Source organism: Nonomuraea rubra (assembly GCF_014207985.1).
GTDB lineage: Bacteria > Actinomycetota > Actinomycetes > Streptosporangiales > Streptosporangiaceae > Nonomuraea > Nonomuraea rubra.
Genome location: NZ_JACHMI010000001.1, coordinates 6029206 through 6055833 on the forward strand (window position 1 = coordinate 6029206; position 26628 = coordinate 6055833).

Annotated in this window: 31 protein-coding genes; 20 read left to right on the forward strand and 11 right to left on the reverse strand. The window is 71.0% G+C overall.

The genetic code is table 11. From position 1 onward, the window contains the following. Positions 1-11 precede the first annotated feature (11 nt). The 3 genes from HD593_RS27295 to HD593_RS27305 are packed head-to-tail and all read right to left on the reverse strand — an operon-like array spanning position 12 to position 1930. Positions 12-806 carry an SRPBCC domain-containing protein gene (locus HD593_RS27295; RefSeq protein WP_185104922.1) on the reverse strand — a complete coding sequence of 265 codons (795 nt, stop codon included), beginning with the start codon at positions 804-806 and terminating at the stop codon, positions 12-14. Continuing rightward, positions 803-1117 (reverse strand): ArsR/SmtB family transcription factor, encoded by a 315-nt coding sequence (locus tag HD593_RS27300; RefSeq protein ID WP_185104923.1) that lies wholly within the window; start codon positions 1115-1117, stop codon positions 803-805. Before HD593_RS27300 ends, HD593_RS27295 begins: the two co-directional genes overlap by 4 nt. A gap of 51 nt (positions 1118-1168) precedes the next feature. Continuing rightward, positions 1169-1930: a MerR family transcriptional regulator gene (locus tag HD593_RS27305; RefSeq protein ID WP_185104924.1), complete on the reverse strand. Its 762-nt coding sequence runs from the start codon at positions 1928-1930 to the stop codon at positions 1169-1171. 70 nt (positions 1931-2000) lie between these two features. Here HD593_RS27305 and HD593_RS27310 point away from each other — a divergent pair, with 70 nt between their 5' ends. The 3 genes from HD593_RS27310 to HD593_RS27320 all read left to right on the forward strand — a co-directional run bounded on the left by HD593_RS27310 (position 2001) and on the right by HD593_RS27320 (position 3925). Continuing rightward, complete coding sequence (locus tag HD593_RS27310) at positions 2001-2843, forward strand: MerR family transcriptional regulator (RefSeq protein WP_185104925.1); 843 nt, start codon at positions 2001-2003, stop codon at positions 2841-2843. Then, positions 2840-3352 (forward strand): GyrI-like domain-containing protein, encoded by a 513-nt coding sequence (locus HD593_RS27315; RefSeq protein WP_185104926.1) that lies wholly within the window; start codon positions 2840-2842, stop codon positions 3350-3352. The genes HD593_RS27310 and HD593_RS27315 overlap by 4 nt, the downstream gene beginning before the upstream one ends. Before the next feature lie 345 nt (positions 3353-3697). Continuing rightward, positions 3698-3925 (forward strand): hypothetical protein, encoded by a 228-nt coding sequence (locus HD593_RS27320; RefSeq protein WP_185104927.1) that lies wholly within the window; start codon positions 3698-3700, stop codon positions 3923-3925. Between the two features lie 149 nt (positions 3926-4074). Here the strand turns inward: HD593_RS27320 and HD593_RS27325 are convergent, their stop codons facing one another. Then, positions 4075-4494, reverse strand: coding sequence for a winged helix-turn-helix transcriptional regulator (locus HD593_RS27325; RefSeq protein ID WP_185104928.1), 420 nt, complete (start codon positions 4492-4494; stop codon positions 4075-4077). A gap of 135 nt (positions 4495-4629) precedes the next feature. Here HD593_RS27325 and HD593_RS27330 point away from each other — a divergent pair, with 135 nt between their 5' ends. Continuing rightward, positions 4630-4995 carry a DoxX family protein gene (locus tag HD593_RS27330; protein WP_185104929.1) on the forward strand — a complete coding sequence of 122 codons (366 nt, stop codon included), beginning with the start codon at positions 4630-4632 and terminating at the stop codon, positions 4993-4995. 52 nt (positions 4996-5047) lie between these two features. On the opposite strand, the gene HD593_RS27335 is transcribed toward HD593_RS27330, so the two are convergent. The 3 genes from HD593_RS27335 to HD593_RS27345 are packed head-to-tail and all read right to left on the reverse strand — an operon-like array spanning position 5048 to position 9042. Further along, positions 5048-6184: an alpha/beta hydrolase family protein gene (locus HD593_RS27335; RefSeq protein ID WP_185104930.1), complete on the reverse strand. Its 1137-nt coding sequence runs from the start codon at positions 6182-6184 to the stop codon at positions 5048-5050. Then, on the reverse strand, positions 6168-6746 hold the full coding sequence (locus tag HD593_RS27340; RefSeq protein ID WP_185104931.1) for a TetR/AcrR family transcriptional regulator: 579 nt from the start codon (positions 6744-6746) through the stop codon (positions 6168-6170). Before HD593_RS27340 ends, HD593_RS27335 begins: the two co-directional genes overlap by 17 nt. A gap of 40 nt (positions 6747-6786) precedes the next feature. Further along, positions 6787-9042 (reverse strand): excinuclease ABC subunit UvrA, encoded by a 2256-nt coding sequence (locus HD593_RS27345; protein WP_185104932.1) that lies wholly within the window; start codon positions 9040-9042, stop codon positions 6787-6789. Between the two features lie 78 nt (positions 9043-9120). Between HD593_RS27345 and HD593_RS27350 the strand changes: the two genes are divergently transcribed. Beyond that, positions 9121-9375 (forward strand): helix-turn-helix domain-containing protein, encoded by a 255-nt coding sequence (locus HD593_RS27350; protein ID WP_185104933.1) that lies wholly within the window; start codon positions 9121-9123, stop codon positions 9373-9375. 47 nt (positions 9376-9422) lie between these two features. Then, positions 9423-10349: an MBL fold metallo-hydrolase gene (locus HD593_RS27355; protein WP_185104934.1), complete on the forward strand. Its 927-nt coding sequence runs from the start codon at positions 9423-9425 to the stop codon at positions 10347-10349. A 7-nt stretch (positions 10350-10356) separates the two neighbouring features. Here HD593_RS27355 and HD593_RS27360 read toward each other — a convergent pair whose 3' ends face one another. Continuing rightward, positions 10357-11310 carry a radical SAM protein gene (locus tag HD593_RS27360; protein ID WP_312903745.1) on the reverse strand — a complete coding sequence of 318 codons (954 nt, stop codon included), beginning with the start codon at positions 11308-11310 and terminating at the stop codon, positions 10357-10359. Positions 11311-11438: 128 nt separating this feature from the next. On the opposite strand from HD593_RS27360, the gene HD593_RS27365 reads away from it, so the two are divergent. The 3 genes from HD593_RS27365 to HD593_RS27375 are packed head-to-tail and all read left to right on the forward strand — an operon-like array spanning position 11439 to position 13101. Further along, the gene (locus HD593_RS27365; protein ID WP_185104935.1) at positions 11439-11762 is read left to right on the forward strand and encodes a DMT family transporter; all 324 of its coding nucleotides are present in this window, start codon (positions 11439-11441) and stop codon (positions 11760-11762) included. Continuing rightward, the gene (locus tag HD593_RS27370; RefSeq protein WP_185104936.1) at positions 11759-12721 is read left to right on the forward strand and encodes a DUF952 domain-containing protein; all 963 of its coding nucleotides are present in this window, start codon (positions 11759-11761) and stop codon (positions 12719-12721) included. Before HD593_RS27365 ends, HD593_RS27370 begins: the two co-directional genes overlap by 4 nt. Further along, the gene (locus HD593_RS27375; RefSeq protein WP_246546742.1) at positions 12718-13101 is read left to right on the forward strand and encodes a nuclear transport factor 2 family protein; all 384 of its coding nucleotides are present in this window, start codon (positions 12718-12720) and stop codon (positions 13099-13101) included. The genes HD593_RS27370 and HD593_RS27375 overlap by 4 nt, the downstream gene beginning before the upstream one ends. A gap of 16 nt (positions 13102-13117) precedes the next feature. Here the strand turns inward: HD593_RS27375 and HD593_RS27380 are convergent, their stop codons facing one another. Further along, positions 13118-13396: a hypothetical protein gene (locus HD593_RS27380; RefSeq protein ID WP_185104937.1), complete on the reverse strand. Its 279-nt coding sequence runs from the start codon at positions 13394-13396 to the stop codon at positions 13118-13120. Positions 13397-13747: 351 nt separating this feature from the next. On the opposite strand from HD593_RS27380, the gene HD593_RS27385 reads away from it, so the two are divergent. From HD593_RS27385 to HD593_RS27425, 9 genes are all read left to right on the forward strand, one after another. Then, positions 13748-13993 carry a hypothetical protein gene (locus tag HD593_RS27385; RefSeq protein ID WP_246546743.1) on the forward strand — a complete coding sequence of 82 codons (246 nt, stop codon included), beginning with the start codon at positions 13748-13750 and terminating at the stop codon, positions 13991-13993. Positions 13994-14071: 78 nt separating this feature from the next. Continuing rightward, positions 14072-15343 (forward strand): cytochrome P450, encoded by a 1272-nt coding sequence (locus tag HD593_RS27390; protein WP_185104939.1) that lies wholly within the window; start codon positions 14072-14074, stop codon positions 15341-15343. A 185-nt stretch (positions 15344-15528) separates the two neighbouring features. Then, a complete protein-coding gene (locus tag HD593_RS27395) occupies positions 15529-16026 on the forward strand; it encodes an RICIN domain-containing protein (protein ID WP_185104940.1) in 498 nt (165 codons plus the stop codon). 139 nt (positions 16027-16165) lie between these two features. Then, positions 16166-17398, forward strand: a complete 1233-nt coding sequence (locus tag HD593_RS27400) for an MFS transporter (RefSeq protein ID WP_185104941.1) — start codon at positions 16166-16168, stop codon at positions 17396-17398. Positions 17399-18011: 613 nt separating this feature from the next. Beyond that, entirely contained in the window at positions 18012-19727 is a 1716-nt protein-coding gene (locus HD593_RS27405; RefSeq protein WP_185104942.1) for an enoyl-CoA hydratase-related protein, read from the forward strand. A gap of 34 nt (positions 19728-19761) precedes the next feature. Next, a complete protein-coding gene (locus HD593_RS27410; RefSeq protein WP_312903747.1) occupies positions 19762-21273 on the forward strand; it encodes a helix-turn-helix domain-containing protein in 1512 nt (503 codons plus the stop codon). Positions 21274-21373: 100 nt separating this feature from the next. Continuing rightward, complete coding sequence (locus HD593_RS61835; protein WP_312903749.1) at positions 21374-22387, forward strand: tyrosine-type recombinase/integrase; 1014 nt, start codon at positions 21374-21376, stop codon at positions 22385-22387. A 20-nt stretch (positions 22388-22407) separates the two neighbouring features. Beyond that, the gene (locus HD593_RS27420) at positions 22408-22554 is read left to right on the forward strand and encodes a hypothetical protein (RefSeq protein ID WP_221524989.1); all 147 of its coding nucleotides are present in this window, start codon (positions 22408-22410) and stop codon (positions 22552-22554) included. A 108-nt stretch (positions 22555-22662) separates the two neighbouring features. Further along, positions 22663-23718 carry an RNA polymerase subunit sigma-70 gene (locus tag HD593_RS27425; RefSeq protein WP_185104944.1) on the forward strand — a complete coding sequence of 352 codons (1056 nt, stop codon included), beginning with the start codon at positions 22663-22665 and terminating at the stop codon, positions 23716-23718. 179 nt (positions 23719-23897) lie between these two features. Here HD593_RS27425 and HD593_RS27430 read toward each other — a convergent pair whose 3' ends face one another. After that, positions 23898-24461, reverse strand: a complete 564-nt coding sequence (locus HD593_RS27430) for a dihydrofolate reductase family protein (RefSeq protein ID WP_185104945.1) — start codon at positions 24459-24461, stop codon at positions 23898-23900. 185 nt (positions 24462-24646) lie between these two features. After that, positions 24647-25048: a winged helix-turn-helix transcriptional regulator gene (locus HD593_RS27435; RefSeq protein WP_185104946.1), complete on the reverse strand. Its 402-nt coding sequence runs from the start codon at positions 25046-25048 to the stop codon at positions 24647-24649. Between the two features lie 106 nt (positions 25049-25154). Between HD593_RS27435 and HD593_RS27440 the strand changes: the two genes are divergently transcribed. Both HD593_RS27440 and HD593_RS27445 read left to right on the forward strand, forming a co-directional pair. Further along, entirely contained in the window at positions 25155-25871 is a 717-nt protein-coding gene (locus HD593_RS27440) for a DsbA family oxidoreductase (RefSeq protein ID WP_185104947.1), read from the forward strand. Positions 25872-25901: 30 nt separating this feature from the next. Beyond that, a complete protein-coding gene (locus HD593_RS27445) occupies positions 25902-26576 on the forward strand; it encodes an SDR family NAD(P)-dependent oxidoreductase (RefSeq protein ID WP_185104948.1) in 675 nt (224 codons plus the stop codon). The last annotated feature ends 52 nt before the right edge of the window (positions 26577-26628 follow it).

Consider the following 26628-nt stretch of genomic DNA (forward strand, 5'->3'; position numbering starts at 1 on the left):
CGCAAACCCCGTCAGGCGATGAGGGAGGCCGCGAGGTCTTCGACGCGGATGCGCCACGCGTCGGCCGTGGCGGGGTCGCCGGTGTGGGTGACGATGAGGCGCGGCCCCTGGCCGGTGCCCTGGGTGAGCTCCCAGCGGACGTGGCCGGTGGGGGTGTCGTACTCCAGGAGTTTGGCGGTTTCGGTGCGGGTGACCGGGCCGGGCTGGAGGCCGGGGATGGTGAAGGGGGCCGGTGGCGGGGTGCCGGGGGTGGCGTCGGGGCCGTTGAGGAGCTGCCAGACGTCTTCGGCGGGGCGGGTGAGCTGGCGTTCGACGCGTACGGTGCCGGCGTCGACGGTGGTGGAGGGCAGGCCGAGGATGGCGATGTAGTCCTCGTGGAGGCGGGCGGAGTGGGCGGGGTCGGGCTGGTCGGGCAGGTGGCTGGGGCGCTGGTCGAGGTGGGCGTGCAGGGCTTGGATGCAGGTGTGCCAGCCGGCGGCGAAGCTGGCGGCGCCGTGGCGGTCGGTGAAGGTGTGGGTGAAGGTGAGCAGGGTGCCTGCGCCGTCGGGGGTGAGGTGCCAGCGTAGTTCGTCCTCGCCCCAGGTGTGGGCGAAGGTGTGGGGTGGGTTGTTTTCGGTGATGCGGCCGTCGGGGCCGAAGCCGTAGCCGATGCGGTCGCCGTCGATGGTGACGTCGGCGGGGAACCAGGCGGCGAGGTGTTCGGGCTGGGTGATGGCGCGCCAGACCTTGTGGGGTGGGTGGGGGAGGCGGCGGGTGAAGGTGAGGGTGGTGCGGCCGTCGGGGTGCAGGGTGAGGGTCTCGTTCATGGGGTGGGGTCGTCTTCCATGGTGTCGAGGTGGGTTTCGAGGTGGTCGAGTGCGGTGTTCCAGAGTTTGCGGTAGGGGGTGAGCCAGGCGTCGATTTCGGCGAGGGGCTGGGGGCGGAGTTCGTACCAGCGGCGCTGGGCGTCCTTGCGGACGGTGACGAGGCCGGCTTGGCGGAGGACGCGCAGGTGTTTGCTGGTGCCGGGTTGGGTGAGGCCGAGGTGGTGGGTGAGTTCGGTGACTTGGTGGGGGCGTTGGAGGAGGAGGTCGAGGATGTGGCGTCGTGCGGGTTCGGCGAGCACGTCGAAGGGCATGCAGGCGAATATACCCAAGCGGTTATATGACTGCAAGGGCATGTATGGGGGTCAGGGGGTGTGGCGGCGGGCGTTGGCGTGGATGGTGTCGCGGAAGTAGGCGGCCAGGCCGGGGACGATGTCGTCGAAGGTGGCGGTGAAGCGGGGGTCGTCGACGTAGAGGTCGCCGAGGCAGCGGTGCAGGTCGTGGGGGCAGTCGAAGAACCAGCGGTGGATGAGGCCGCGGTGGCGTTCGGCGATGTCCATGGCGGGGGTGCCGTCGGCGGGCAGGCCGGCTTTGTAGGCGGCGACGAGGTCGTCGGTGACGCTGGTGGCTTCGGCTTTCTGCTGGAGCCAGTCGGCTTTGGTGTAGGAGGCGACGCGGCGGCGGCTCTGGGCGTAGGCGTCGGTGTGGCCCCAGCGGCGTTCGGCTTCGGCGTCGTGGTCTTCCGGGCGGAAGTCGCCGAAGATCTCGAAGCGTTCTTCGGGGGTGAGGGTGATGCCGGTGGTGCGGGCGGTGATGGCGCGTTCGACGGCGGCGATGACCTCGTGCAGGCGGGTGGCTTTGCGGGTGAGGAGCTCATGCTGGCGGCGCAGATGGGTGAGCTCGTCCTCGGCGGGCTGGTCGAGGATGACGGCGATCTCGTCGAGGGGGAAGCCGAGCTCGCGGTAGAGGAGGATCTGCTGCAGGCGGGTGAGGTCGTCGTCGGTGTAGCGGCGGTAGCCGGAGTGGGTGCGCTCGCCGGGGGTGAGCAGGCCGATCTCGTCGTAGTGGTGGAGGGTGCGGACGGTGATGCCGGCGAGTCTGGCGACCTGTCCCACGGAGAAGCTCATGGGTCCAGCTTGGGGGGTCACGTGGGGTGAGGGTCAAACCGGGCTGGACTCTCCCGTTGTGGGAGGGGTCATGCTGGTGGGTGTGGATGAGGAGTTGCTGCCGATCGGGCAGTTCGCCCGGTTGGGGCGGTTGAGTGTGAAGCAGTTGCGGCATTACGACGAGCTGGGGTTGTTGCGGCCGGCGTATGTGGATGAGGGGACGGGTTACCGGTATTACCGGGCGTCGCAGGCGCGGGCGGCGTTGTCGATCGCGTTGTTGCGGTCGCTGGATGTGCCGTTGCCGGTGGTGGGTGAGGTGTTGTCGGGGCCGCCGGAGGAGGCTGCGGGGGTGCTGGCGGGGGTGCGGGACGCTTTGGAGGCGGAGCTGGCGCGGCGGCGGCGGACGCTGGCGGCGCTGGAGCGGGTGATGGCTGGGGGGTTGCCGGCGGCGCCGGTGCGGCTGGTGCGGGAGCCTGCGCGGCGGGTGGCGGTGGTGCGGGAGCGGGCGGCGGGGCCGGAGGACATCGGGCGGGCGACGTCGGCGGCGGTGGCGCGGGTGCTGGCGGGCGGGGTGGCGGGCGGGGTGGCGGGCGGGGTGGCGGGGGAGGGTCCGGTTCGGCTGGTGGGGTTGTTCCCGGTGGATCTGGGTGAGGTGGTGGAGGTGTCGGTGGCGTTGGTGCTGGAGGAGGGGTGGCGGGCGGGTGCGGGGGTGGAGGCCGGGGTGTTGCCGGGCGGGGTGTTCGCGTTTGCGACGCATGTGGGGCCGTATGACCAGATGTCGTTGACGGCGCATGCGGTGCTGGCGTGGTGTGCGGAGCGGCGGCATGTGGTGCGGGGTGCGGTTCGTGAGGTGTACGTGTCGGATCCGGCGGTGACGGCGCCGGAGGAGTTGGTGACGCAGCTGATGGTGTGTGTGGAGGAGGAGTCGTGGTGAGTGCGGAGCTGGTCTCGTACGGTCCGGTGACCCGGCTGAGTGTGTCGGGGGTGGGGGAGCCGGGCGGGGCGGAGCATGTGTCGGCGGTCGGGGCGCTGTATGCGGTGGCGTCGGCGATGGGTGGCGCGTCGGGGCCGCTGGAGGGGTTGTGGTGGGTGGAGGAGGATGGGCCGCCGCTGCTGGTGGCGCGGGAGCGGTGGCGGTGGCATCTGCTGCTGCCGGCGGTGGAGGCGGGGTGTGCGGGGGCGCTGGAGCGGGCGCGGGAGGCGGTCCGGGCGTCGGGGGCGGCGGTGGACCGGGTGGTGGTGTCGTCGTTCACGGAGGGGGAGTGTGTGGAGGTGGTGCATGAGGGGCCGTTCAGCGAGGAGTGGCGGTCGCTGGCGGTGATGGAGGCGTTCATGGCGGAGCGGGGGCTGGTGGCGGGCGGGCCGCATCATGAGGTGTATCTGACGGGGCTGGATGATCCGTCTCCGCGTACGGTGCTGCGGCAGCCGGTGCGGCGGGCGTAGCGCGGGGTGGGTGTCCTGGCTGCTGCGGCGGCCGGGGCACCCTTTGCCAGTTGTGGGCGGGTATGTCGGTCAAGGGTGGACCGGGGGCGTGCCATGGGCGGGTCAAATCTTGCCCTGGCTTCGTGACCTGGGCAGACTCGCGGCGTGGCCGGGACATACGCTGGGTGGCGACGGCCCCGGGGGCGTGGTCATGGCTGGCCTCGCCCGCCCGCCGGGCGCCGCCGCCGGGCGTGCGAGCCCCGGTGGCGGGCGCGGCGGGCGCTGATCGACTGGAGTTACGCCTCATGTTAGGAAGAGGAACGGCTGCTGTGGCGCGCGCCGACCGGCGGCGCGCCGGAGTGCGTCGTGCGGGCGGGGCGGATCGTCGCCGGCCGGGCGGGCCGGTGCGCGCCGATGCGCGGCGCCCTGCAGAGCGGCGACCTGGGCGGCCACCTGCGCGGCCTGCTGGGCGGCCTGCTGAACGTCCTTCTCTGCGGTCTTCTCTGCGGTCTTCTCTGCGGCCTGCTCGGCGGCTTCATGGGCGGCGGCCGGTTGCCGTGCGGTGTGCGGCCCGTGCGGTGTGCGGATTATTAGCCGGCAGGCCCTCGCGGGGCGTGGTGGCGGCGCCTGCGAGCCCGCCGCGGGGTGGACGCCGTGCCGGGACGGCTGCGGCGGTGGAGCGCCGGCTGCGGGGCCGGCGGGCGTGCGGTCACGGGGTGGTGGCCGTGCTGGAGCACGGGTTATTACCCGGCTGGTGACGTGGTGGGACGCGGGCGTCCGGGCTCGCGCCGGTCGCGGGTCTCGTGCGCGGCGCGGCTGGCTTCGATGTGCGGCAGGTGTTCGATGGCCCAGCCGGCGAGGGCGAGCGCGGGCGGGATGAGGCTCTTGCCGGTGGGGGTGAGGGCGTATTCGACGCGTGGCGGGACTTCGGCGTGGACGGTGCGGGAGACGAGGCCGTCGTGTTCGAGGTGGCGCAGGGTCAGGGTGAGCATGCGCTGGGAGATGCCGGGGATCTGCTGGTGCAGGTCGGTGAAGCGTACGGTGCCCTGGTCGAGGGTGGCGACGACGAGCAGGGTCCATTTGTTGCAGATGCGGTCGAGGATGGCGCGCAGGGTCTGGCCGCCGTCTCCGCGGATCAGGCAGGTGTGTTCGTAGTCCGGCATGACAGCCCCTTGTGGGTTACGCACACGTGTGTGCCTTTTGTAAGGCTTTCAATAGTGACGCATGATGAGGCTACTTACGACCGGTAACCATCGGGCCGGTCTCCCCGTTTTCCCTAGCCTCGTGAAGGTGTCCTCATGGAGTTCTCGTACTGGGTCGTGGCGGCGCTGCTGGCCGTGCTGTACCTGTTCGCCGGCGTCAAGAAGATCGTGCAGAGCCGGGAGCGGCTGCAGCCGATGATGGGCTGGGTCGACACCGTGCCGATGCCGCTGGTGCGGGTGATCGGCGTGCTGGAGGTTCTCGGGGTGGCGGGGCTGGTCCTGCCGCCGCTGACCGGGATCGCGATGTGGCTGGCGCTCGCCGCGGCGGCCGGTCTGGCGCTGATCCAGGTGGGGGCGATCGTGCTGCACGTGAGCCGGGGCGAGGCGTCGGTGGTGTGGCTGAACGTGGTCGCGCTGGCGGTCGCGGCGGCGGCCGTCTGGCTCGCCACCGTCTGGATCTGACACGTCTGGATCTGACACGTCTGGATCTGACACGGCTGGATCTGATCCCGGGTCAGTGGCTGCTCTGGGCCGGGGACAGGAAGTCGTGCACGAGCCGGTCGTAGCGGGCGCGGTCCACGTTCCACGCCTCGGTGTGCTCTCCCCGTTCGAACGGCTCGAACCGGATCGGCCACCCCAGGCGCCGGCCCGCGGCGACGAGGTCGCGGGCCTCCTGGATCGGGTGGTCGGTGTCGGGGACGGTGTGGATCAGCAGCAGGGGCGGCCTGACCTTCGGCGGGTGGCGGATCAGGCTCAGCCGGTCGGTGTCGATCCCGGTGCGCCATTCGGTCACCTGGTTCGACAGTCCCGCCACGAAGCCGGGCAGGTGCAGGTTCCTGGCGCCCTGTTCGGCGGTCATCCGTACGTCGAGCATGGGCGCGTCCATGATGACGCGGTCGACCAGGCCCGCCAGGGGTGACCTGGCCAGGAACTGGCCGGCGATCTGGCCGCCCATCGAGGTGCCGTACAGGACGAAGTGGCGCGCGCCCATCGTCTGCGCGTGGCGCAGGGCGGCCTCCAGGTCGCGCCACTCGGCGTCGCCCAGGTGCAGCAGGCCGTCGGGTGAGGGTGGCGCGCCTTCGTCGTTGCGGTAGGTGATGTCCAGGAAGGGCAGCCCGAGCCGGTGCACGACGGGCAGGATCTTCAGCTCGGCCTTGCGGCGGCCGTTCTGCCCGTGGACGGCGACGACCCAGGTGGTGCTGGTGCCGGGGACGTACCAGGCGGGCGCGGGCCCGAGCTCGGTGGGCACCATGATCTCGGTGTGGCCGATGCCCCAGGCGACGCCGGGATCGCCGGGGGGCACGTTGCCGAAGAAGCCGGGGGTGCCCGCGGAGGGGGCCGGGCCGCGCAGCACCTTGCGCGTGATGCGGCCGGGGGTGCGGGAGACGATGTCGCCGAGCATCGTGTGCGCGCCGCTCCATTCCAGCCAGTACGTGCCCGGCTTGGCGGTCTGCGGGGTCTGTTCCAGCGTCACCAGGCCGTCCTCGACGGCGAGGACCCTGGTGTTGCTCGTGCCGTGGCGCACGACCTTGATCGACTGGTCGCTGCCGTACCAGGCGCCGGCGCCCGCCGCGGCGGCCAGGACGGCCAGGAGGGCCGCGCCCGCGATCCACGCTCGCCGCCGGCCGGGCCGTTCACGTCCTGACGCCATCGAGAACTCTCCTCACGGTGCGCTCGCACAGCTTGCGGAAGTCGTCCTCCTCCAGGCCGACGCGGCCCGCGAGGTAGAGCTGGACGAGCCCTTGCACGGCCGAGGTCAGCGCCAGGGTGGTCTCCAGCGGGTCGTCGGGGCGCAGCACCCCGTCGCGCATGCCCTCCTCGGCCAGGGTGACGAGTTTCGTGAACGGGGAGCCGCCGTCTTCGAAGTCGGCGGGGAAGCGGCGGGCCCGCTCGCGGTGGTCGGTCATGAGGAAGGTGTAGAGATGGGGCCGTCCCAGGGCGAAGTCGAGGAAGTCGGCCAGGAGGCCGAACGCCCGTTCCTCCCAGGTGCCGCCGGGCGCGCGGGTGCCCCAGCCTTCGGCCAGCTCGCGGAAGGCCCGCTCGGCGACCACGTCGAGGAGTGCCTGGCGGCTGGGGAAGTGTTTGTAGGCCGCCATGGGGGACACGCCGGCCAGGCCGGCCACCCGCCGCATGCTGACGGCGGCGGCGCCCTCGCTGACGAGGATGCCGAGGGCCGCGTCGGCGATCCTCCCGGCGGTGCTGGGACCACTCATGGCGTACAGCGTAAACCACGTGGTTTACGGCGTACACCCCTCAGGGGTGGCCGGCGAGTGCGGCCTTGAGGTGGGCGCCGGTGACGGACTCCGGCGCGGTGAGCAGGCCCGCGGGCGGCCCTTCGAACAGGATCCGGCCGCCGTGCCTGCCGCCGCCGGGCCCGAGGTCGATCACCCAGTCGGCGCGCCTGACCACGTCGAGGTGGTGCTCGATGACGATGACGGTGTTGCCGCCGTCGACGAGCCGGTCCAGCAGGGCGATGAGCGTCTCGACGTCGGACAGGTGCAGCCCGGTGGTGGGTTCGTCCAGGATGTGCACGGCGCCGGTCCTGGACAGCTCGCCGGCGAGTTTCATGCGCTGCAGCTCGCCGCCGGACAGGGTGCTGGTGGGCTGGCCGAGGGTGAGGTAGCCGAGTCCGACGTCGACGAGGGCGGCCAGGCGGCCGGCCACGGCGGGTTCGGTGAAGAACGCGGCGGCCTGCTCGGCGGTCAGGGCGAGCACGTCGGCGATCGACAGGCCGCGCAGCCGGTGGGTGAGCGCCTCGGGCCGGTAACGGGTGCCGGCGCACAGCTCGCACACCGTGGTGACGGGGTCCATGAACGCCAGGTCGGTGTGGATGACACCGCGTCCTTCGCAGCGGGGGCAGGCGCCGCCGGAGTTGTAGCTGAACAGGGCGGGCGGGGCGCCGGCGGCGCGGGCGAACAGGCGGCGGATCGGCTCCAGGACGCCGAGGTAGGAGGCGGGGCTGGAGCGGGCGGAGGTGCCGGGGGCGTCCTGGCCGACGACGACGGCGCCGGGGTGCTGGGCGGGCAGGATGCGGGTGATGAGGGTGGATTTGCCGGATCCGGCGACGCCGGTGACGCAGGTGAGGACGCCGGTCGGGATGGTGGTGGTGATGTCGTGCAGGTTGTGCAGGCTGGCGGGGGAGAGGGTGAGCCGGCCGGTGGGGCGGCGCGGCTCGGTCTTGAGCGCGGTGCGGCGGGCCAGGGCGTGGCCGGTGCGGGTGCCGGAGGCGGGAAGCCCGGCGGGGCTGCCGGTGTAGACGATGTGGCCGCCGTGGACGCCCGCGCCGGGGCCGAGGTCGATGACGTGGTCGGCGACGGCGATGACGTCGGGGTCATGCTCGACGACCAGGACGGTGTTGCCCTTGTCGCGCAGCGCCCGCAGCAGGCGGGTCAGGCGGCCGACGTCGCTGGGGTGCAGGCCGGCGGTGGGCTCGTCGAAGACGTAGGTCATGCCGGTCAGGGCGGAGCCGAGGTGGCGGACGGTCTTGAGGCGCTGGGCCTCGCCGCCGGAGACGGTGGAGGTCTCGCGGGCGAGGGTGAGGTAGCCGAGGCCGATGTCGTCCAGGCGGCGCAACGCCCGTACGGCGGCTTCGGCGACGGGGTTGCCGAGGCCGGTCAGGACGGCGATGAGGTCGGTGATCTCCATGGCGGCGTGGTCGGCGATGGAGTGGGGGCCGATCCTGGTGGCCAGGGCGGCGGCGTTGAGGCGGGCGCCGTCGCAGCGGGGGCAGACGCCTTCGGTGACCAGGTCCTGGACGGCGTCGCGGGTGCGCTGGGACAGGGTGGAGGTGTCGCGTCTGAGGTAGAGGCGGGTGAACCGGTCGGCGACGCCTTCGTAGTCGACCTTGTTGAGGGTGCCGTTCTTGCCGTGGACGTCGACGGTGAAGCCGCTGCCGTGCAGGAGCAGGTCGCGTTCGGCGGGGGTGTAGTCGCCGACGGGCTTTTGAGGGTCGAAGGTGCCGGAGCGGGCGTAGATCTGCCACTGCCAGGTGCCGACGCCGAACAGGGGGAAGCGGATGGCGCCGTCGTCGAGCGAGCGGGCGGGGTCGATGAGGGCGTCGAGGTCGAGCCGGACGGCGCGGCCGAGGCCGTCGCAGCCGGGGCACATGCCGGCGGGGTCGTTGAAGGAGTAGGCGAAGGAGTAGCCGGCGCTGGGGGTGCCGTAGCGGGAGAACAGGACGCGCAGGATCGGCATGATGTCGGTCATGGTGCCGACGGTGGAGCGGGCGTTGCCGCCGACGGGTTTCTGGTCGACGACGATGGCGGCGCCGAGGTTGTCGATGGTCTCGACGTCGGGTTTGTCGTGGGAGGGCAGCCGGTTGCGGATGAAGGCGGTGTAGGTCTCGTTGAGCTGGCGCTGCGACTCGGCGGCGACGGTGCCGAAGACGAGGGACGACTTGCCGGAGCCGGACACGCCGGTGAAGACGACCAGGCGGTTCTTGGGGATGCGCAGGGAGACGTTCTTGAGGTTGTTGACGCGCGCGCCGGTGATCACGATGCTGTCGTCCATGCCGCCACGCTACCGTATGCCGTACGGGACAGCGTACGGCCCGGAGGCGCCCGGGTGTCCCGGTATAAGCTGGGGGACATGGTGCGACCACCGCTGACCCCCGAGGAACGCCTGCGCGGCGAGCAGCTCGGCCACGTGCTGCGCCAGGCCCGCGGCGAGCGCAGCATCGTCGAGGTCGCCGCCGCGGCCGGCATGTCCGCCGAAACCCTCCGCAAGATCGAGACCGGCCGCATCGCCACCCCGGCGTTCTTCACCATCGCCGCGCTGGCCGACGTGCTCGGCATCTCCCTCGACCGCCTCGCCGTACGCTCCGCCCCCGCCCCCACCCCGTAGGAAAAACGCGAGGAAACCTCCCCCCGGGGAGGGCTATCCTCCTGCCCATGATCACGCACCCAGAGCTCCTGGAGCGCGGGCACCCGTTCCGGCAGTGGAAGACCTGGCGCCTGCCGGGCACCCGGCTGACCCTCACCGGCTACTCACGCGCCGCCGACAAGACGTTCTTCCACATCCCCGAGCTGAAACTCGCCCTGGACGCCGGGCTCGCCGAAGGCCGCCAGGCCGACACGGTGCTGCTCACCCACACCCACCTCGACCACGCCAAGGACCTCGACTTCCTGGCCACCCGCCCGACCGGCGTCGACATCCACGTCCCCGAGCAGGCACTGCCGTACGTACGCCGCTACCTGGCCGCCACCACCGAGCTCAACCACAACGCCACCCACGCAACCGAGCCGGCCGCCGGAGCCCGCGTGCACGGCGTACGGCCAGGCCAGGAGTTCACCATCGGCAGGCACGCCTCCCACACCGTGCGCGTCCTGCACACCGAGCACAAGGTGCCCAGCGCCGGATACGGCATCTCCGAGAACCGGCGGGCCCTCCTGCCGGAAGCCGAAGAACTCAAGGCCAGGCTCGGCCCCGCCAAGTTCGGCCGTATCGCCGCCGACCGGCGCAGCCGCGGCATCCCCATCGACCAGCCCGTCCAGCGGCCGCTGTTCGCCTACCTCGGCGACACCCACGCCGGCGCGCTCACCCGCAACCCCGCCCTGGCCGACTACCCCGTCATCATCACCGAGTGCACCTACCTCGACGACGAGCACGCCGGACGGGCCCGCCGCGTGGGACACACCGTATGGAGCGACCTCAAACCGTACGTGCTGGCACACCCGCGGACCCTGTTCGTGCTGACCCACTTCAGCCTGCGCCACACCGACCGCGACGTGCTCGCCTTCTTCCAGCGGGAGGACGTCCCCAACGTGCTCGCCTGGGCACACGCCGGCAGCCACCTGCCCGAGCAGCACCAGCGCTGAACCATCCTCACACGAGCGCGAGCTGCGAGGCCCGCGGCTGCGACCGCGCCACCTCCGGCGCGCCGCACTCCATCCCGTACACCCGGCACAACTGCGCGATCTGCCCCGTGATCCGCCCCTCGTACGCCTCGGACGGCAGCCCCGACCGGTCGTACAGCTCCTCATAGCGCGCCACCAGCTGCGGATGCGCCTGCCCCAGCCACTCCAGGTACCAGCCACGCGTGACCGGCGGCAGCCGCAGCACCACCGGCTCCACCCGCCGCACCCCCGCCGCCGCGATCCGCCGCACCGTCGCCCCCAGCTGGTCGGCCGCGTCGCTGAGCAGCGGCAGCACCGGCGCCATCACCACCCGGCAGTCCACCCCCGCCTCCACCAGCGCCGAAACCAGCTCCAGCCGCGCCTGCGCCGGCGGCGCCCCCGGCTCCACCACCCGCCGGATCCGCTCGTCCACGAACGCGATCGACACCGCCACCCGCGCACCCGCCCGCGCCAGCAGCTCCGCATCCCGCAACACCAGCGGCCCCTTGGTGTACACCGTGAACGGCGTCCCCGAACCCGCCAGCGCGCCGATCACACGCGGCATCAGCCGGTAGGTCTCCTCGGCCGCCTGATAGCAGTCACCGCCCAGGCCCACCGCCAGCTCGCCGCCGTCCCAGCGCGCCAGCTCCGCCCGCAGCCGCTCGGCCACGTTCGGCCGCACCACGATCCGCGTGTCGAAGTCACCGCCCCCGTCCAGGCCCAGCCGCCGATGCGCGGCACGGGCGCCGCAGCCGCGGCAGGCATGGGCGCAGCCACGGTAGGGGGAGACGGCCCACTGCTGGGCGATGCCCGCGGCCTGCGGCACCCGTTCGATCACCGTGCGGGCCTGCAGCTCGTAGAAGCCGTCACGCACCACCGCGCGCCGCTCGATCAGCGGACGATCGTCGGCGGCGTCGACCAGCGAAAGCGCGTCCCAAGCCACACCCTCCAGTGGAACACGTATTCGACTGCGTTTTCAAGCGGTTCCCCGCAACCCGCGCCGGGGGAGGACCACCACTAAAATCAGGACACCCGTACCACTTTCCTAGAGCCCCCGGAGAAGAACCACCCATGGCCTGGCTCCTGCTCGCCCTCGCCATCACCACCGAAGTCCTCGCCACCACCGCACTCAAACTCAGCAACGGCTTCACCCACCTCGGCTGGACCATCGCCGTCGCCGCCGGCTACATCACCTCCTTCGCCCTGCTCTCCCAAGTCCTGAAACTCCAGCTCGACATGGGCACCGCCTACGCCGTCTGGTCCGGCGCCGGCACCGCCGCCATCGCCCTCATCGGCGCCGCCTTCATGGGCGAGACCCTCACCCCGCTCAAGATCGGCGGTATCCTGCTCATCATCGGCGGCGTCGTCCTCCTCAACCTCGCAGGTGGCCATTGAACCTGGACCAGCACCCCACCCAGGAACCGGCCCAGCATCCCGCGCAGGAACCCGCCCAGGAACCCGCCCAGGAACGCAGCCGCCGCCGGCGCACCGCCCTGCTCGGCGCCGCCGTCGCCCTGCTCACCGAAGGCGGCTTCAACGCCGTCACCCACCGCGCCGTCGCCCACCGCGCCCGCCTGCCCCTGGCCGCCACCACCTACTACTTCGCCTCCCGCGACCAGCTCCTGGCCGAAGCCTTCGCCCAGCTCGTGGAGACCGAACTCGCCACCACCCGCGACTGGATCACCCAGCACGGCCTGGCCGCCCTGCCCGACCAGATCGCCGCCGCCGACCGCACCCGCCAGCTCGGCCTGTGGGAGCTGTACGTCCACGCCGGCCGCGACCCCGTCCTGCAGCACATCGCCCGCCGCTGGACCGACGGCTGCGTCCACCTCATCGCCGAAACCCTCCGCCTGCCCGCCACCGACCCCCGCGTCCGCCTCCTCTACACCACCGTCTCCACCCTCTGGCTCGAGCACATCGTCGAACAACGCCCCCCGGACCAAGCCCGCGCGCTGCTCTCGCTCGCCCTCACCCACGCCATCAGCACGCACGACACCGCCATCAGCACGCACGACACGAAGGACACGATGACCGGCCCCATCCACCACCTCGCGCTGCGCACCGACTGGGACCACGCCCGCACCACGGGGGAGTACCGCATCTCCACCCTCGGCCGCACCCTCGAAGAAGAAGGCTTCATCCACTGCAGCCGCGACCTCACCCAGCTGCACGGCGTCCACACCGCCTACTACAGCCACCTGACCGAGCCGCTGCTCGTCCTCGACATCGACCCCGAAGGACTCGACGTCCGCCTCGAGAACGGCTACCCGCACCTGTACGGGCCGCTGCCCGTCACCGCGGTCACCGCCACCCGCCCCTACAACCCCGCGGCACCGGGGGAGAGCACACCATGACCAGCCTGGACACCCGCCAGGCCGCCCAGCGCTTCGCCGACACCTGGCAACACGGCTGGACCCACCACGACGTCGCCGCCATCACCGCCCTCTACCACGACGACGCCGTCCACACCAGCATGCCGTTCCGCCCCCCGCACCGCGGCAAACAGGCCATCGCCGACTACATCACCTGGTCCTTCACCGGCGAGAACGACCCCCAGGTGACCTTCTCCGCGCCCGTCGTCGACGCCGGCCAGGCCGCCATCGAGTTCCGCGTCCACGCCTACGACAACGGCCGCCCCATCACGCTTGCGGGCTGCGTCTTCGTCCAGTTCGACACCGACGGCCTCGCCGTACGGACCCGCGACTACTGGCACACCGCCGACGGCCACCTATGAGAGGGGGCGCCGGGAGTCAGCGCACCACCCGCAGCGGCGCACGCTGCGGCAGCGGCGCCTGGCCCTGCCCGGCATCCGGCATCGGAACAGGGGAGGGGGCCGCCTGCGGCCGCACCATCTGCTGCGTCTGCTGCTGTGCCTGCTGCTGCTGTGCCTGCCCGGCGGCCTCGGCACACCCGCCCGCGCAGTACCCGTTCGTCACGATCAGCCGCCCCCGCAGCGGCGTGTACGACTCCTTACCGGTGGCGGGCAGAACCCGCCGGCACACCGGGCATAACACCGACTCGTTCCCCACGTGCTGCTCCTCTCGCGGCGCGAATAGCAGGAGCTCCACCCTACGGCCACACCCGGCGCCAAGGACAGCGAATCAACGCAGAGTCAAGCAGGACGTCAGCGCCCGAACACCGCACCCCACCAGAGCCGATGACACCGCGTAACCCCCGCTCAGCCGCCCTCCGCACCCCTCACAACCCCCGCCGTGACGCGCCGCAGGCGTCAGAAAAAACTTCCCACCAGACCCGCCCGCCCCAGCCGCGAAGGGGAGCCCCCACCACCCTTACTTGACATAATGTTCATTATCGAGCAACCACGAACGGGGCCCGGCATAAACCACCCGCACCCGGGAAGACGCCCCACCATGCCCCCGATGGACATCGCCTCACCCAGCATCATCGCCCTCACCGCGGTCATCACCGCCGCCGCCATCTGGCTCATCATCCTCGCCGCCAGACTCACCAGAAACCCCCGCAACCGCCCCGGCATCAGCATCGACCTCGTCGACCAGGCGCGCGAACTCAAAGCCCTCGGCCAGATCCAGGAAGCCGTCTTCCTCGTCCGCGGCGAAACCGGCATGAGCCAGCGCGCCGCCGCCCGCTTCGTCAACCGCCTATAACCCCCCACTTATCAACGCTTCACCACCCCCCGCCCCGGGAATGCACACCCCTGGCCCACACCACCCAGGGAGACCACCATGCCCGCCACGCCCGCCCCCATCCCCGCAACCCCCGGCCAAGCAGGCCAAGCCCTCGCCGACCCCCACACCTACACCGACGAAACCCGCCTGCACACCGCCCTCACCCTCCTGCGCCACCAAGCCCCCGTCCACCACGTCACCGCCCCCGGCTACACCCCCTTCTGGGCCATCACCCGCCACGCCGACATCCTGGCCATCGAACGCGACCACACCCTCTGGCTCAACGCCCCCCGCCCCGTCCTGCGCACCACCGCACTCGACCAGGCCCTGCACACCCGCCGCAGCCAAGGCAAAGCCCTCACCAGCATCGTCCACCTCGACGAACCCCACCACCGACCCCTGCGCGCCATCGCCGCCGACTGGTTCCGCCCCCACGCCATGCGCACCCTGCACACCCGCATCCGCGACCTGGCCCGCCGCCACGTCGACCTCATGGCCCAGCACGGCACCACCTGCGACTTCGCCCGCCAGATCGCCGCCCACTACCCCCTCTACGTCATCCTCACCCTCCTCGGCCTGCCCGAATCCGACTTCCCCCGCATGCTCCACCTCACCCAGCAGCTCTTCGGCCACAACGACGACGAGACCGGACGCGGCACCGGCACCCCCCGCGACCACACCGGCGTCCTGGAAGACCTCTTCGCCTACTTCCACCACCTCACCGCCACCCGCCGCGCCCACCCCACCACCGACCTCGCCTCCCAGATCGCCAACGCCCGCATCGACGGCCACCTTCTCGACGACAACACCGCCGCCTCCTACTACATCCTCATCGCCACCGCCGGCCACGACACCACCACCTCCACCATCGCCGGCGGCCTGGAAGCCCTCATCCGCCACCCCGAGCAGCTGCGGCGCCTGCGCGACGACCCCGCCCTGCTGCCGTCGGCCGTCGAGGAGATGATCCGCTGGGTCAGCCCCGTCAAGGCGTTCATGCGCACCGCCGCCGCCGACACCCAGGTGCGCGGCGTCCCCATCGGCAAGGGCGAGTCGGTGCTGCTGTCCTACCCCTCGGCCAACCGGGACGAGGACGTCTTCGGCGAGCCGTTCCGCTTCGACGCCGGGCGGGAGCCGAACCGGCATCTGGCGTTCGGGTTCGGGGTGCACTACTGCCTGGGCGCGGCGCTGGCGCGGATGGAGGCCGTGGCGTTGTTCGGTGAGCTGCTGCCGCGGCTGGCGAGCATCGAGCTGGACGGTGAGCCGGCATGGACGGCGACGACGTTCGTGGGCGGGCTGAAGCGGCTGCCGGTCCGCTACTCCCTCACGTGACCGGCCGGTGGGCGGACGTATGCGTTACCAGACAGAAGCTGGATTCTGTCTGGTTTGACCAATACTGCCACTTTTAATCCTTATGGTCCGTTTTCGCAGGGTGTGGGACCCCGCGAGGTTGCAGCCGCCGTGACGGCGGGCGAGCGGCGCCCCGCGCCCGGAAGATCGTCGTAGCATGCCATGCCATGAGCAGACGATTAACGGTCACGGCCGTCCTGGCTCTGGCCATCCCCGCCGCGCTCGTCCCCTCCCCCGCCCTGGCGGCCCCGAAGACGTACCTGATCAAGAACGACGACCGCTGCCTGACCTACGCGGTGGACCGCACCCCGGCCAGACTGGGCTTCCGTGCCCAGGCGAACTACTGCCCGTCCACGACGTTCGGCGGTTATCTGTGGAAGCGCACGGCGCGCTCCCAGCTCGCCGTCACCTACCGCGGGCGCACGTACTGCCTGGGCGCGCCCCAGGGCACCGCCGTGCAGGTGGGGCGGTGCAGCGGGGACAAGCGCCAGCAGTTCACCTTCCCGGTGGTCGAGGAGGGTGTGTGGGACACGGTCGTCCGGATCAGATGGAAGCATCTGCGCAACCTGTGCCTGCACCACAATGTGCGGCGTCCGTGGGAGATCTCCGCGGTGACGTGCGGCCGTTCCGGCAGTGACCAGCACTGGGTCATGGTGCGCCGGTGACGGCCTGCCCGGCCGGTGCCGGTGGCGCTCCGTCGAACGTGCCGGGCTTCGTGATGCCGCAGGTCAATCGGTCAGGTACAGCCGGACGGCTTCCGGCGCGTCTTTCGCAGAGCGCCAACACACCCCTGGGGCAGATCAGATGACCTCCGCTTTCCGTCGTTACGTCACCGCCGACGGTTTCAGCCAGTTCGGCACTCACGTCACGCGCGTGGCCCTCCCTCTCGTCGCGCTGCTGGTGCTGGACGCGGGCCCGTTGGAGCTCGGCCTGCTCGGCGCGGCCGAGATGGTTGGTTTCCTCCTGTTCGGGCTGCCTGCCGGTGTGTGGGTGGACCGGTTGCGCAGGAAGCCCATTCTGGTGACGGCCGACGTGCTGCGTGCGGTGTCGCTGGTGTCCGTCCCGATCGCTGCGCTGTTCGACGCGCTCACGCTGGCGCAGCTCTACGCGGTCGCCGTGATCGTCAGCATCGGTACGGCCTTCTTCGACGTCGCTCACCTGAGCTTCCTGCCCTCCATCGTGACCAAGGAGCAGCTGCCCAAGGGCATGGGGACGCTGGAGTCCGTGCGCAGCCTCGCCGTGCTGTTCGGTCCGGGGTTCGGCGGCTGGCTGGTGCAGGTGCTCACGGCGCCCATCGCCATCGTGGCCGACGCGGTGAGCTACCTGATCTCCGCGATCCTGCTGGCGACCGTCAAGGCCGAGGAGACCCCTTCCGGGGGGCGCGTGAGCCTGATGGAGGGCCTGCGTTACGTGTTCGGCCATCCCATCCTGCGCCTGATCGGCCTGGCCGGCGCCGTGAACATGTTCGTCAGTGGCATCTGGGTCATCGTCCGGCCGTTGTACCTGGTTGGCGAGCTGGGCGTGGGCGCGGCGGGCTACGGTCTGATGATCTCGGGCGCGGGGGTGGGCGGTCTGCTCGGCGCGCTTCTGGCGCCACGGGTGATCGCCCGGTTCGGTCACGGCCTCACGATGTGCGGCGCGGCCGTTCTCATGCTGCCGCTCTTCGTGCTGGTCGCGTTCACGGGGCCCGGCTGGCGGCTCGGCCTGTACCCGATCGGCATGGGGTTCATCTTCCTGGTCGCGGTCATGCTGGATGTCGCTCAGGGCAGTTACCGCCAGGCGATCTGCCCGGAAGCCCTGCGCGGCAGGATGAACGCGAGCCTCCGCTTCCTCATGTGGGGTTCGCTGCCGCTCGGCGGTGTCGTCGGCGGGCTGCTGGGCGAGGTCGTCACCGTTCACCAGCTCCTGTGGATCTCCTGCCTCGGCTCCGTGGCGGCCCACCTGCCGTTCGTGCTGGTTCGCGCCGTACGGAAGCTCACGGTCACGGGCGACGGTGGCCGTGTGGACTCCGGGGCGGAGGAGGGCAGCCGCGCGTAGTCGGATGTGGCTGCTGGGCGACGGTCGTGAAGGTGCGGGCCGCCGGGCGTGCGGGGCTCGTCGGGTGGGAGGTCGCCTGGTGAGCGTACTGGGGGTGTGCTCCTTCGGCGATGGCCGGGTGTCGCTCCCCCGGCCCCGTGGCGGTCAATCGGTGATCAGTGGCGGGTTTGGATCGCCGTTGGGCGGGGTTGGGTCAAGGGGTTGTCGGGGGCTCCTGTCCTGGGCGTGACCTGGGCGGGTGGGGTGCGGGGTGATGCTGGAGGGTGTCGGCGCAGGTGGTGCGTGGTGGCGTGGTCTCCGGGTCTGCGGGCTTGGGGGGCGGGTCATCGCCTGGGGGTCCGGGTTGCCTCCCTCGCCCGGGCCCCCTCCCCTGGTCTGTGGTGTGGGCGCGCGTGGAGGGATTTTCTGGGCAAAGCGGGTCAATTGGGGCTGGTCAGGGTGGCTTTTTGCGGTGAATGGTCACCAGTAGTGGAAGTTTCGTGTCAGCATCGTGGGATGTATGGGTCATATGGGTCTGCCGTAAATGCCGGTGACGCGTGTTTCCGCCCGTGGTCCGGCCGGTAGTCCCCCGCCCTGGTGCCGTCCTCTCCCCTGCCTGGAAAGAAGTGTCGCGTTGCGTATCCTGCTGCTCTGCTCCTCCTTCAACGGCCTGACCCAGCGTGCCTGGCTGGAGTTGCGCCGTGCCGGTCATGACGTTTCGGTCGAGCTGGCCCTGTCGCCGGAGGTGATGGTGGAGGCGGCCGAGCTGGCCAAGCCGGATCTGATCATCTGCCCGTTCCTGAAGGAGCGGGTGCCGTCGGCGTTGTGGCGGGCTCACCGGACGGTGATCGTGCATCCGGGGCCGCCCGGGGATCGGGGTCCGTCGTCGCTGGACTGGGCGATCGCCGAGGGTGAGGCGGAGTGGGGGGTGACGGCTCTGCAGGCGGTGGAGGAGATGGACGCGGGGCCGATCTGGGGGTTCCGTACGTTCGCGATGCCTGCGGAGGCGCCGCGTAAGTCGGCGCTGTACAACGGGCCGGTCGCGGAGGCGGCGGCGGAGCTGGTGGTGGAGGTGGCGGCGAAGGCGGGTGACGCGTCGTTCGTGCCGGTGCCGCTGGATTACCGTTCTGCGGGGGTGCGGGGGCGGTTGCGGCGGGCGATGCGGCATGCCGATCGGGAGTTCTCGTGGTCGGAGCCGACGGAGGACATCGTGCGGCGGGTGCGGGCGGCCGATGGTGCGCCGGGCGGGCGGGCGGAGTTGTGCGGTCTGCCGGTGCGGGTGTTCGACGTGTATCGGGGGCCGGAGCTGGCGGGTGTGGCGGGGCAGGTGCCAGGGCAGGTAGCTGGGCGGCGTGAGGGTGCGGTGCTGGTGCACACCGGTGATGGGACGGTGTGGGTGGGTCATCTGCGGCTGGAGCAGGAGGGGGCGATCAAGTTGCCGGCGGCGATGGCACTGGGTGAGGCCGTGTCGGGGGTGCCGGAGCGGGCGGGGTACAGCGAGATCACCTATGACCGCAGTGAGGGCGTGGGGGTGGTGAGTTTCGACTTCTACAACGGGGCGATGTCGACGGAGCAGTGCCGGCGGCTGGCGTCGGCGTTGCGGTATGCGGTGGCGCAGGATACGCGGGTGCTGGTGGTGCGGGGCGGTGAGGTGTTCTCCAACGGCATCCATCTGAACGTGATCGAGGCGGCGCGGCATCCGGAGCTTGAGGCGTGGATGAACATCAACGCGATCAATGCGGTGTGCCGGGAGATCGTGGGGTGTACGAGTCAGCTGGTGGTGACCTCGATCGGGGGGAATGCGGGTGCGGGCGGGGTGATGATGGGGCTGGGTGCGGATCGGGTGATCGTGCGGGATTCGGTGGTGCTGAATCCGCATTACCGGACGATGGGGTTGTTCGGGAGCGAGTACTGGACGTATGTGCTGCCGCGGCGGGTGGGGGCGGAGCATGCGTTGCGGTTGACGCAGGAGGCGTTGCCGATCGGGGCGGTGGAGGCGGTGGAGTGCGGGCTGGCGGACAAGGCGTTGCCGGGGTCGCGGCTGGATTTCGAGCGGCGGGTGCTGGAGTATGCGGAGCGGCTGGCGGCGGATGCGGGTTACGATCGGTTGCTGGCGGGCAGGCGGCAGGTGCGTGAGGTCGATGAGCGGCGTAAGCCGTTGGATGCGTACCGGGCCGAGGAGCTGGCGGAGATGAGCCGGGACATGTTCGATGATCGTGGCGGTTTCCGGCTGGCGCGGCGGGAGTTCGTGCTGAAGGTGAAGGCTTCGGCGACGCCGGAGCGGCTGGCGGGTCATCGTGGGTTGTCCGGCGCGTCGCCTGCGGGGGGCGCTGGGGCATCTCATATGTGAGATATGGTTGCCTGTTGTGGCAGATGATTATCTTGTGCGGATCGGCCGGCTGATCCGGGATGCGCGCCAGCATCGCGGATGGACCCAGCTGCAGCTGGCCGACGCGCTGGCGACGAGTCAGAGCGCGGTGAACCGCATTGAGCGCGGTAACCAGAACATCAGTCTTGAGATGATCGCCCGGATCGGTGAGGCGCTCGACAGTGAGATCGTCTCGCTCGGGTATGCGGGGCCGATGCATCTGCGGGTGGTGGGTGGCCGGCGGCTTTCGGGCAGCATCGATGTCAAGACGTCGAAGAACGCGTGTGTGGCGCTGTTGTGCGCGTCGCTGCTGAACTCGGGGCGGACGATCTTGCGGAAGGTGGCGCGGATCGAGGAGGTGTACCGGATCCTGGAGGTGCTGGCCTCGATCGGGGTCCGGGCGCGGTGGATCAACGAGGGCAGTGATCTGGAGATCGTGCCGCCGTCCCGGCTGGAGCTGGAGGCGATGGACACGGAGGCGGCGCGCCGTACCAGGAGTGTGATCATGTTCCTGGGGCCGCTGATGCATCGGACGGAGCAGTTCCAGATTCCGTACGCGGGCGGGTGTGATCTGGGGACGCGTACGGTGCAGCCGCACATGTCGGCGTTGCGGCATTTCGGGCTGGACATCACGGCGACGGGCGGGTTCTATCACGCGCGGGTGGATCGGTCGGTGGCGCCGTCGCGGCCGATCGTGCTGACGGAGCGGGGTGACACGGTCACGGAGAACGCGTTGCTGGCGGCGGCGCGGCATGACGGGGTGACGGTGATCCGTAACGCGTCGTCGAACTACATGGTGCAGGATCTGTGCTTCTTCCTGGAGCAGCTCGGGGTGCGGGTGGAGGGCATCGGGTCGACGACGCTGACCGTGCACGGGCTGCCGGAGATCGAGCGGGATGTCGACTACTCCCCCTCGGAGGATCCGGTGGAGGCGATGAGCCTGCTGGCGGCGGCGGTGGTGACGTCGTCGGAGCTGACGATCTGCAGGGTGCCGGTGGAGTTCCTGGAGATCGAGCTGGCGGTGCTGGAGGAGATGGGGCTGGATCACGATCGGGGGCGGGAGTATCCGGCGGCGAACGGGCGTACGCGGCTGGTGGATCTGACGGTGCGGCCGTCGAAGCTGGTCTCCCCCATCGACAAGATCCATCCGATGCCGTTCCCGGGGCTGAACATCGACAATGTGCCGTTCTTCGCGGCGATCGCGGCGTCGGCGCAGGGGTCGACGCTGATTCACGACTGGGTGTACGACAACCGGGCGATCTATCTGACGGAGCTGACGCGGCTGGGGGCGTCGGTGAAGCTGCTGGATCCGCATCGGGTGCTGGTGGAGGGTCCGACGCGGTGGCGTAGTGCGGAGATGATGTGCCCGCCGGCGTTGCGGCCGGCGGTGGTGGTGCTGCTGGCGATGATGGCGGCGGAGGGCACGTCGGTGCTGCGGAACGTGTATGTGATCAACCGGGGGTATGAGGATCTGGCGGAGCGGCTGAACGCGCTGGGGGCGCGGATCGAGACCTTCCGCGACATCTGAGTTTCTGTCGGTGCGGGCCGCTACCGTCGTTGCTGGATCTTTCTGCTCGTTCGCGGTGTGGGAGAGAGGGGCGGCGGTGCGGCCTGCGGAGCTGGATCGGGTGTCGGTGGCGGAGGCGGCGGACCGGTATGTGGAGCTGGTGCGGGCCAGGACGCTGACGGGGGCGTTGTCGCCGGCGACGGCGGAGGTGTACGCGCGGGATGTGGCGACGCTGGTGGAGCTGGCCGGCGAGCGGGTGGTGCTGGACGATCTGACGGGCGCGGATGTGGATGCGATCCTGCTGGCGTTCGCGCGCAGGCCGGATGGGCGCTCCTCCCCCGGTTCGGCGCGTCAGGGTGAGTGGGCGGGGCAGTCGCCGTCGTCGCAGGCGCGGTTCCGGCGGTCGATCTCGGCGTTGTTCAAGCATGCGGCGCTGGCGGGGTGGGTGCAGGTCAATCCGATGACGGTGTCGACGGTGACGTCCAGGCAGCGGGGCGGGTTGCGGGCGGAGCGGCGGGCGTTGACGCGGGAGCAGGCGCAGGGGCTGATCGGGGCGGCTCGGGGGCTGGAGGAGGCGCCGGCGGAGGCGGGCAAGCGGCGTGATCAGCGTACGGGGCTGCGGGATGCGGTGATCGTGTTGCTGCTGGCGACGGTGGGGCCGCGGGTGTCGGAGCTGGTGCGGGCGAATGTGGAGGATTTCTTCACCAACGACGGGGTGCGGTATTGGCGGATCTTCGGTAAGGGCGGGCGGACGCGGGATGTGCCGTTGCCTGATGACGTGGGGCGGGTGCTGCAGGCGTATCTGGTGCGGGGGCGGCCGGAGATGGCCGGGGCGGGGGGCGAGAAGGCGTTGCTGCTGTCGTGGCGGGGGCGGCGGCTGGCGCGGGGTGATGTGCAGGCGGTGATCGACCGGGTGCAGCGGCGGGTGGATCCGGATCAGCGGCGGTCGGTGACGCCGCACGGGTTGCGGCATACGACGGCGACGCATCTGCTGGCCGATGCGGTGGACATGGATGCGGTGCGGCGGGTGCTGGGGCACAGTGATCTGTCGACGCTGGGGCGGTATCGCGATGAGCTGCCGGGTGAGCTGGAGGTGGCGATGCGGTCGCATCCGCTGCTGCGCGGCCGGCCTTGACGGGTTGCGGGGGTGGTGTCGTGGGTGTGCCTGCAGTCGTCCCGATCGCATGGTTCTGGCCCGGGCGAAGGCAGCGCGGGCACGGCGATCAGGAGGACGACTGGGCTGAGCTGTATCCGGACCGGCTCGGCTTCGGCGAGCCGTGGGATGGCCAGTACTCCACCTGACATGGCCTGGTGTCAGCCGGCTTCACCGATCAGAAATCGTCCGCCGCGTCGTCCGTTCTGTCAGCTCTTTCGCACCGGTGGAAGGATGGATGACAAGGATGGATGACCATGGCCGACGCTAGACCGCTGGGCGCCGACGAGGCCACGTTCATCGCGGCGGTCCGCTCAGGCGACCCGGCGCGGTTCGCGCTTTTCACCGAGCGCCACCGGCGTGAGCTGCAGGTGCACTGCTACCGGATGCTCGCGAACTACGAGGACGCCCAGGACCTGACGCAGGAGACGTTCCTGCGCGCGTGGAACAAGCGGGAGTCGTTCAAGGGTCACGCTGCGCTGCGGACCTGGCTGTACCGGATCGCGACGAACGCCTGCCTCGACTTCCTGGACAAGCGCAACGGCCGCACACCCGTGCCGTCGGAGCTGCCGGACCCCGGCTCCGAGGTGCTGTACCTGCAGCCGTACCCGGACCGGATGCTGCCCGAGGACCCGCAGGAGTCGGTGGTGGCGCGGGAGACGATCGAGCTGGCGTTCATCGTCGCCGTCCAGCACCTGCCGCCGCGGCAGCGGGCGGTGTTCATCCTGCGCGACGTCCTCGGCTGGCCGGCGTCGACGGCCGCCGACGCCCTGGAGGTGACCGTCGCGTCGGTGACCAGCGCGCTGCAGCGGGCCCGTGTGACGATGCGCGAGCAGCTGCCCGGCCGCCGCCTCGACTGGCGGAGCCCCGCCACCCACGAGCTGTCGGAGGACGAGCGCGGCGTGGTGAAGTCGTACATGGACGCCCATGAGCGCAACGACCTGGACGGGCTGATGTCCCTGCTGCGCGACGACCTGCGCTTCGTGATGCTGCCCGAGCAGGGCACCTCGGTCATGACGGCCAGGGACGCGGTGGACGGCTGGATCTCCGGTGGGCTCTTCCAGCCCGGCCACGACGACTGGCGCTGTGTCGCCACGACGGTCAACCGCATGCCTGCCGCCGCGCTGTACCTGCGCACCCCCGGCGACCCGGAGTACCGGCTGTTCACCATGGCGGTCCTGCACATCGTCGACGGGAGGATCGCCGAGCTCACCGGGTTCGACGCGACCGGCAAGCCATGGCTGGGCCTGCCCCCGACACTGTCGGACGAGTCCAGCGCGCGGGCCGCCGTCACCGACGTCACCGCGCCATGAGCACCGTGACCGGCTGAACGCCGGCGCGGCGACGCGGACACCACCGCCCCGCCGGCGTTGCCGGCGGGGCGTCTGCATGCCCGGAGATCGTCGTCACGATCGGCCGTGGCCGAGGGTCGCGGTGGGCTCGCGAGGAAGGATGGCGATCTGGCCGCACGAGCCGGGTGTCTGGGCCGGGCTCATCGTCTCGTCTGGTATCGGGTCAGCACTATGCCGCCGGGGAACGTCCGCGTCTCCGCCAGGTTCAGGTTCACCCAGCTGTCCAGCGTGGTGAAGAACGGTGTGCCGCCGCCCACCAGGACCGGGTGGGTGACCAGCAGGTACTCGTCGATCAGCCCGGCCCGCATGGCCGCCCCGGCGAGTGTGGCGCTGCTGATGTCCATCGGGCCGCCGTCCTCGGCCTTGAGCCGGGTGATCTCGGTGACCGCGTCGCCGGTGACCAGGCGGGTGTTCTCCTCGACCTTGTCGATGGTCGAGGAGAACACCGCCTTCGGCATGTCCCGCCAGCGGCGGGCGTACTCGATCTCCGCCGGGGTGGCGCCGGGCTGCTGGTCGGCGGTCGGCCAGTGGGAGCTCATCGTCTCCCACAGTTTGCGCCCGTACAGCGCCAGGCCGGTCGCTGCCACCCGGTCGGACCACCATTGGAACAGCTCGTCGCTCGGTACGCTCCAGCCGAGGTCGTCGCCGGGCGCGGCGATGTAGCCGTCCAGGCTCAGGTTCATGCCGAAGGTCAGTTTCCGCATCGTGCCAGCCTTCCGTGAGTCGGTTCCAGACGTACAGACGGGCGCGGCGCGGGATCCTGATCGGTGCGCGATCTGCGTTCGCGGGTGGTCCTCGCGTTCCGGACTCGGCACGGTGTACCCGGCACGGTGTACTCGGTCGGCCCTTCGCCCGTTCGCAGTTGACCCTGGACGGCCATGCGCGGCCGTCAGGACCCGGCTGTGGCGCGGTCGCGGTGGGCGCGGATCTCGTCGTGGTGGTCGGAGGCCCAGCCGATCAGCTGTTTGACGATGTCGAGCAGGCCGCGGCTGAGGGGGGTGAGGGTGTACTCCACGCGCGGCGGGACCTCCGCGTAGGCGGTGCGGGTGATCAGCCCGTCCTGCTGGAGCTGGCGCAGGGTGTGGCTGAGCATGCGCTGGGAGATGCCGGGGACCTCGCGCTGCAGGTCGGTGTAGCGCAGGGCGCCGTCCTCCAGGATCGCGATGATGAGCATGCTCCACTTGTCGCCGACCCGGTCCAGGATCTGGCGGATGAAGGCCATCTGGTCGGCCGGGATCGCCGCGCAGGGCCCCCGGCTCGCGGCGGCCGCCGATTCCCCTGCGTGCTCCATGACGCACATTCCTCTCCGTGACGCACAGTGATGTGCCTTTTGTAAGCCTCCCCATACTGTCCTATCTTGACGTTACGCACAAATAGTAGGAATAGGAGGGGATGCTGTGAAGGTCGAGATCTGGTCCGAGGTGGCCTGCCCCTGGTGCGGGCTGGGCAGCCATCGCGTGGAGCGAGCCGTCGAGCGGTTCGGGCACGGCGAGCACGTGGAGGTGGTCCACCGGTCCTTCCCGCTCGGCAGCGACCTCCCCGAGGGCTCCGTCTTCACTGTCCGTGACATTCTGCGCAGCCGGCACGGCATGGGCGGCGATCAGGCCGAGGTCTCGGCCCGGCGGATCGAGGCGCTGGCCGAGAGCGAGGGCCTGAGCCCGTACCGGGTGCTGGACAACACGGCCGGCAACACCGACCTGGCACACGAGTTCCTCGCGCACGCCTCCGCCGAGGGGAGGAACCGGGCGGCGTGGAAGGCGATCTTCCGCGCCTACTTCGGCCGGGCCGAGCCGGTCTTCTCGCTGGAGGACCTGCTGAAGCTCGCCGGCGAGCTCGGCCTGGACCGCGAGCGGACCCGCCGGGCCCTCACGGAGCGGAGCTGGCGGCAGCAGGTCCTCGGCGACGCCCGCCAGGCGCGGCGCCTGGGCGCGAGCGGCGCCCCGTTCATCGTCGTCGACGGCCGCTACGGCGTCGCCGGCGCGCAGGACAGCGACAGCCTGCTGCGGCTCCTGCGCACAGCCTGGGACGAGACCCACCCGGTCACCCTGGCCCCCGGCGGCCACACCCCGGCCTGCGGCCCCGGCGGCTGCGCCGTCCCGTCCGCAACCTCCTGACCCCCATACTCAAGGGAAAGTGAACTGATCATGCCAACTCTCGCCATCGTCGGCGCCGGCCCCGGCATGGGCCTGGCCATCGCCCGCACCTTCGGCTCCCAGGGCTACGATGTCGCCCTCATCGCCCGCAACCGGGCCAAGCTCGACGACCTCGCCGGCCGGCTCGCCGCGGACGGCGTCACCGCCGCCGCGTTCCCGGCGGACGTGCTCGACCACGACGCGCTGACCCAGGCACTCAAGGACGCCGCCACCCACTTCGGCGGCATCGACGTCCTGGAGCACTCCCCGGCCCCGAGCATCGGCTCCTTGTCCCTCGCCACCCCGTCCCAGACCAGCCCGTCCGATGTGCAGGGGCTGATGGACCTGCTGCTCTACAGCGCCATCACCGCCACCCAGGCCGTCCTGCCGGCGATGCGCGAGGCCGGTGCGGGCACCCTGCTCTACACCAACGGGGGCGGTTCGGTCGACCCCCACCCGATGCTCGGCAACGTCAACGCCGCCCAGGCGGCGCTGCGCAACTGGGTGCTCAACCTGCACAAGGAGCTGGCCGGCACCGGTGTCCAGGCCGCGCACGTCGCCATCGACGTGTGGATCGGCGGGGGCGGCCCTCCCGGAGCCCCGGCGGCGGAGGCCGAGGAGATCGCCCCTGTCTACTGGGACCTGCACACCCGGCGGGACGTGGCCGAGCGCGTCTTCACCGTCTGACGGCTTCCCCCGAGCACCGCACACCCCCCGCGCTCGCGGGTGACGCCGGGGC

Bases quoted from the DNA above. Each gene is read 5' to 3' on its own strand.
- HD593_RS27295 (WP_185104922.1), bottom strand. From the start codon at position 806: ATGAACGAGACCCTCACCCTGCACCCCGACGGCCGCACCACCCTCACC.
- HD593_RS27300 (WP_185104923.1), bottom strand. From the start codon at position 1,117: ATGCCCTTCGACGTGCTCGCCGAACCCGCACGACGCCACATCCTCGAC.
- HD593_RS27305 (WP_185104924.1), bottom strand. From the start codon at position 1,930: ATGAGCTTCTCCGTGGGACAGGTCGCCAGACTCGCCGGCATCACCGTC.
- HD593_RS27310 (WP_185104925.1), top strand. From the start codon at position 2,001: ATGCTGGTGGGTGTGGATGAGGAGTTGCTGCCGATCGGGCAGTTCGCC.
- HD593_RS27325 (WP_185104928.1), bottom strand. From the start codon at position 4,494: ATGCCGGACTACGAACACACCTGCCTGATCCGCGGAGACGGCGGCCAG.
- HD593_RS27330 (WP_185104929.1), top strand. From the start codon at position 4,630: ATGGAGTTCTCGTACTGGGTCGTGGCGGCGCTGCTGGCCGTGCTGTAC.
- HD593_RS27335 (WP_185104930.1), bottom strand. From the start codon at position 6,184: ATGGCGTCAGGACGTGAACGGCCCGGCCGGCGGCGAGCGTGGATCGCG.
- HD593_RS27340 (WP_185104931.1), bottom strand. From the start codon at position 6,746: ATGAGTGGTCCCAGCACCGCCGGGAGGATCGCCGACGCGGCCCTCGGC.
- HD593_RS27345 (WP_185104932.1), bottom strand. From the start codon at position 9,042: ATGGACGACAGCATCGTGATCACCGGCGCGCGCGTCAACAACCTCAAG.
- HD593_RS27350 (WP_185104933.1), top strand. From the start codon at position 9,121: ATGGTGCGACCACCGCTGACCCCCGAGGAACGCCTGCGCGGCGAGCAG.
- HD593_RS27355 (WP_185104934.1), top strand. From the start codon at position 9,423: ATGATCACGCACCCAGAGCTCCTGGAGCGCGGGCACCCGTTCCGGCAG.
- HD593_RS27365 (WP_185104935.1), top strand. From the start codon at position 11,439: ATGGCCTGGCTCCTGCTCGCCCTCGCCATCACCACCGAAGTCCTCGCC.
- HD593_RS27375 (WP_246546742.1), top strand. From the start codon at position 12,718: ATGACCAGCCTGGACACCCGCCAGGCCGCCCAGCGCTTCGCCGACACC.
- HD593_RS27385 (WP_246546743.1), top strand. From the start codon at position 13,748: ATGGACATCGCCTCACCCAGCATCATCGCCCTCACCGCGGTCATCACC.
- HD593_RS27390 (WP_185104939.1), top strand. From the start codon at position 14,072: ATGCCCGCCACGCCCGCCCCCATCCCCGCAACCCCCGGCCAAGCAGGC.
- HD593_RS27395 (WP_185104940.1), top strand. From the start codon at position 15,529: ATGAGCAGACGATTAACGGTCACGGCCGTCCTGGCTCTGGCCATCCCC.
- HD593_RS27400 (WP_185104941.1), top strand. From the start codon at position 16,166: ATGACCTCCGCTTTCCGTCGTTACGTCACCGCCGACGGTTTCAGCCAG.
- HD593_RS27425 (WP_185104944.1), top strand. From the start codon at position 22,663: ATGGCCGACGCTAGACCGCTGGGCGCCGACGAGGCCACGTTCATCGCG.
- HD593_RS27430 (WP_185104945.1), bottom strand. From the start codon at position 24,461: ATGCGGAAACTGACCTTCGGCATGAACCTGAGCCTGGACGGCTACATC.
- HD593_RS27435 (WP_185104946.1), bottom strand. From the start codon at position 25,048: ATGGAGCACGCAGGGGAATCGGCGGCCGCCGCGAGCCGGGGGCCCTGC.
- HD593_RS27445 (WP_185104948.1), top strand. From the start codon at position 25,902: ATGCCAACTCTCGCCATCGTCGGCGCCGGCCCCGGCATGGGCCTGGCC.